General features: G+C 60.5%; 4 protein-coding genes. 2 read left to right on the forward strand and 2 right to left on the reverse strand.

Annotated elements, in window-relative coordinates; genetic code table 11:
- The coding region (locus AC629_RS41885) for a transposase (RefSeq protein ID WP_143199876.1) at positions 1-150 on the reverse strand (150 nt) is incomplete at its 3' end.
- Positions 151-464: 314 nt separating this feature from the next.
- Complete coding sequence (locus AC629_RS41895) at positions 465-1,127, reverse strand: VIT1/CCC1 transporter family protein (RefSeq protein WP_084810492.1); 663 nt, start codon at positions 1,125-1,127, stop codon at positions 465-467.
- 349 nt (positions 1,128-1,476) lie between these two features.
- On the opposite strand from AC629_RS41895, the gene AC629_RS41900 reads away from it, so the two are divergent.
- Both AC629_RS41900 and AC629_RS41905 read left to right on the forward strand, forming a co-directional pair.
- Positions 1,477-1,845, forward strand: a complete 369-nt coding sequence (locus AC629_RS41900) for a hypothetical protein (RefSeq protein WP_084810493.1) — start codon at positions 1,477-1,479, stop codon at positions 1,843-1,845.
- A 286-nt stretch (positions 1,846-2,131) separates the two neighbouring features.
- A complete protein-coding gene (locus AC629_RS41905) occupies positions 2,132-2,326 on the forward strand; it encodes a hypothetical protein (protein ID WP_143199878.1) in 195 nt (64 codons plus the stop codon).
- Positions 2,327-2,598 lie beyond the last annotated feature (272 nt).

Here is a 2,598-nt window from a genome sequence, read left to right on the forward strand (position 1 = left end):
CCACGTGAACAGCAGGCTGTGAGCCACCCCGTGCCGACGTGCCACGCCGCAGACCGTCTCGCCGGGCTGCAAGGTCTCTTCGACAAGGCGGACCTTCTCGTCGCAACTCCATCGCCGCCGACGCTCGGTGCCCAACACATTGACTTGCATTCCCGACGTGACCTTAAAGCTAGACCTAAGGTCAAATCCTCAGGCCGCCTCGCAAACTACACAAGGCGGCCTTCGCCGAAGAGATACCTAACTTCGAGTTCATTCGCAGGTTCGTTCTCAGGCGCTGCGCCCTTCGTTTCGGGCGCGGACCAACCGCGATTGCCAAGGCCGATCGCACCACCTGGACTGCTCCCGGGGGATTCGGCGCGCGCCAAATCGCCGGTCATCGGCGCAAGCCACAAACCAACCAACGCAGCAATCGAGGCCCGGCTTGCCTGCCACACCGCCGCGGCGCCTCTCTGTCGCATTGTTGGCTATCCTCCAAGAGCTATGGTGACGCCGACCAACGCACCACCAAAGGCCACCATCGAAAGACCTGCGACCCAGGGCTGAAGCCCGCTACGATATCCGAATGCGTAACCACAGCAGAAAAGCATCGCGATGGCGACAGCGTAGGAGACGCGTAGCGCCAATTTGGCGTCGCTGAGGAGTATGAACGGGATTACAACGGGGAAGGTCGAAGCGAAGCTCAGCAAGCAAAGACCCACTGCTCCGATCCAATCGCGCTTCATCAGCCTCGGACGCTTGCACGGCTCAGGCAGCTGCTGCAATTTCTGCCGCATCAGTTCCAGTTGGTCCGGAGGCAGGAGGGACGCCAATTCCGGCGGCAACGCGTCGGCGAGGACGCGGCGCGCCGTTTCGGAATCCGGTGCTCGCTGTATTGCGCGCAGTGTCAGCGTATTGGCTCCCCGGTCATTGATGCGAGCCAACAGATAAAGACCGCCGTCAACGATGCCCCAAGCCAGGTTGCAGCCGAGCGCACCGATCAGCATCGTGGAAATCTTGATGTTGCCCGACGTCGCGACACCGAGGCTGCAGATGAAGGTGAGAGCCATGATCAGGCCGAACAACGTCTCAGAGATCCGCTCCATCGGATCCAGCACACGCTCAAGGGGAATCTCTGAAACCGATGACATCAAATCAAGCGCCCCGTTGGCTCAACTCTTCACGGGTCGATCTTAGCGATTATCTCTAGCGTAAGGTCAATCGCCGTGAACGCCCGGGCCGCGTATCTCGCCGAGGGCGATCTTTCGCTCGCCACACGCTTCGATCCGCTCGTTTCGAGACGAAGTGCATCTTGATCTATGTCAACGCGAGAAGCTGCACGCTGCCAAAGGCTGGATCGGGGCAGAGTTGAGCGGGAGAGCCGGATGACCCTTGTGCTGCAGGAGGTCGGCGGGAATCGCCAACTATCCGACGCCACACCGGAATTCTGCGTACAGGGTCGCGGTTCCATCCTGCAACTATCCGGGAAGGAGAACGCTGATGTTACGTAGAACTCTTGTGGGTCTCGCAGCCGCGGTCCTTGTGGGCACCGCCTTTATTCCCGACGACGCGCTCGCTTATCGCGGTGGCGGTGCCCGCGTTGGTGGCGGAGGAGTTCGCGCGGCAGGTGTCCGCGGCGGTGCTGTTGGTGTTGCAGGCCGTGGCGTGGCCTATCGCGGCGCAGCGTATCGTGGCGCTGCTTATCGCGGGGGGTATTATCCCTATCGTGGAGCAGCAATTGGAGCCGCAGCAGTAGGAGCTGCGGCGGCCGGCGCCGCGGCTTACGGCGCTTACGGCTACTACGGTAGCGGCTACAACAACAACTGCTTCCGCGACACCTACGGCAACTTGGTTTGTCAGCAGTATTAACGTAGATGGCGGCGCGCTACTTTGGCGGGCCAATCGGCAGAAAAGCCCTTTAAGGGGAACTGTCGCGCGCCGCGCATCATGGTCTTGAGCGCATCATCTTATAGCTAGAGATACCTAATACAGCGTGGCTTCAGCCATCCCATGATCTCGGCGCGCGACGTTTGACGGCTGAACCGGGGCGACCACTATGCCGCGCTTAGAAACTGGCGATGCGATCCCCATAGAATTCAAATTTGTCCGGCGTCATGTTCTGACGCGCAACTGTCACTCAATCTTGGAGGCCAGGATGCCGGCATATCGTGCACTTGTCGTGGGGCGACACAGCGTACCGATCGGCGTGATTCATATGGACTGCATCGACGATGAATCCGCGATCTCTCGCGCCCGGAAACTCGTCGACAGCCGCGATGTGGAGCTTTGGCAACTCGATCGGCCGGTCGCGAGATTCGATGCGCAGTCGGGGCAGGCATTCAGGAAATAGGTTGCGAGCCCGCCTCGGGTGCTTCCTTCCCGTAACTTCGGCGGCATGCTGCCCGACGGGCAAAACGGCTGAAGACTTTTTTAGGCGGCCGTTGTCAAGGCGCTGGCGAATTAAGATTCTACTTTACCGAAATTCGGATTTGTCGTATGTTTCGCCCATCCCGGCTCACCCTTGAGGGGCGATCGTGTGTCGTCACGTTTCGCAGGGCCGGGCTTGCGGTGGACGCGGCAGCGTCGGGCGCGAGAGGTCAAGGGCAGGGCGGATTGCTCTCC

The organism is Bradyrhizobium sp. NAS80.1 (genome assembly GCF_001908205.1).
Classification (GTDB): Bacteria; Pseudomonadota; Alphaproteobacteria; order Rhizobiales; family Xanthobacteraceae; genus Bradyrhizobium.

Bases quoted from the DNA above. Each gene is read 5' to 3' on its own strand.
- AC629_RS41895 (WP_084810492.1), bottom strand. From the start codon at position 1,127: ATGTCATCGGTTTCAGAGATTCCCCTTGAGCGTGTGCTGGATCCGATG.
- AC629_RS41900 (WP_084810493.1), top strand. From the start codon at position 1,477: ATGTTACGTAGAACTCTTGTGGGTCTCGCAGCCGCGGTCCTTGTGGGC.
- AC629_RS41905 (WP_143199878.1), top strand. From the start codon at position 2,132: ATGCCGGCATATCGTGCACTTGTCGTGGGGCGACACAGCGTACCGATC.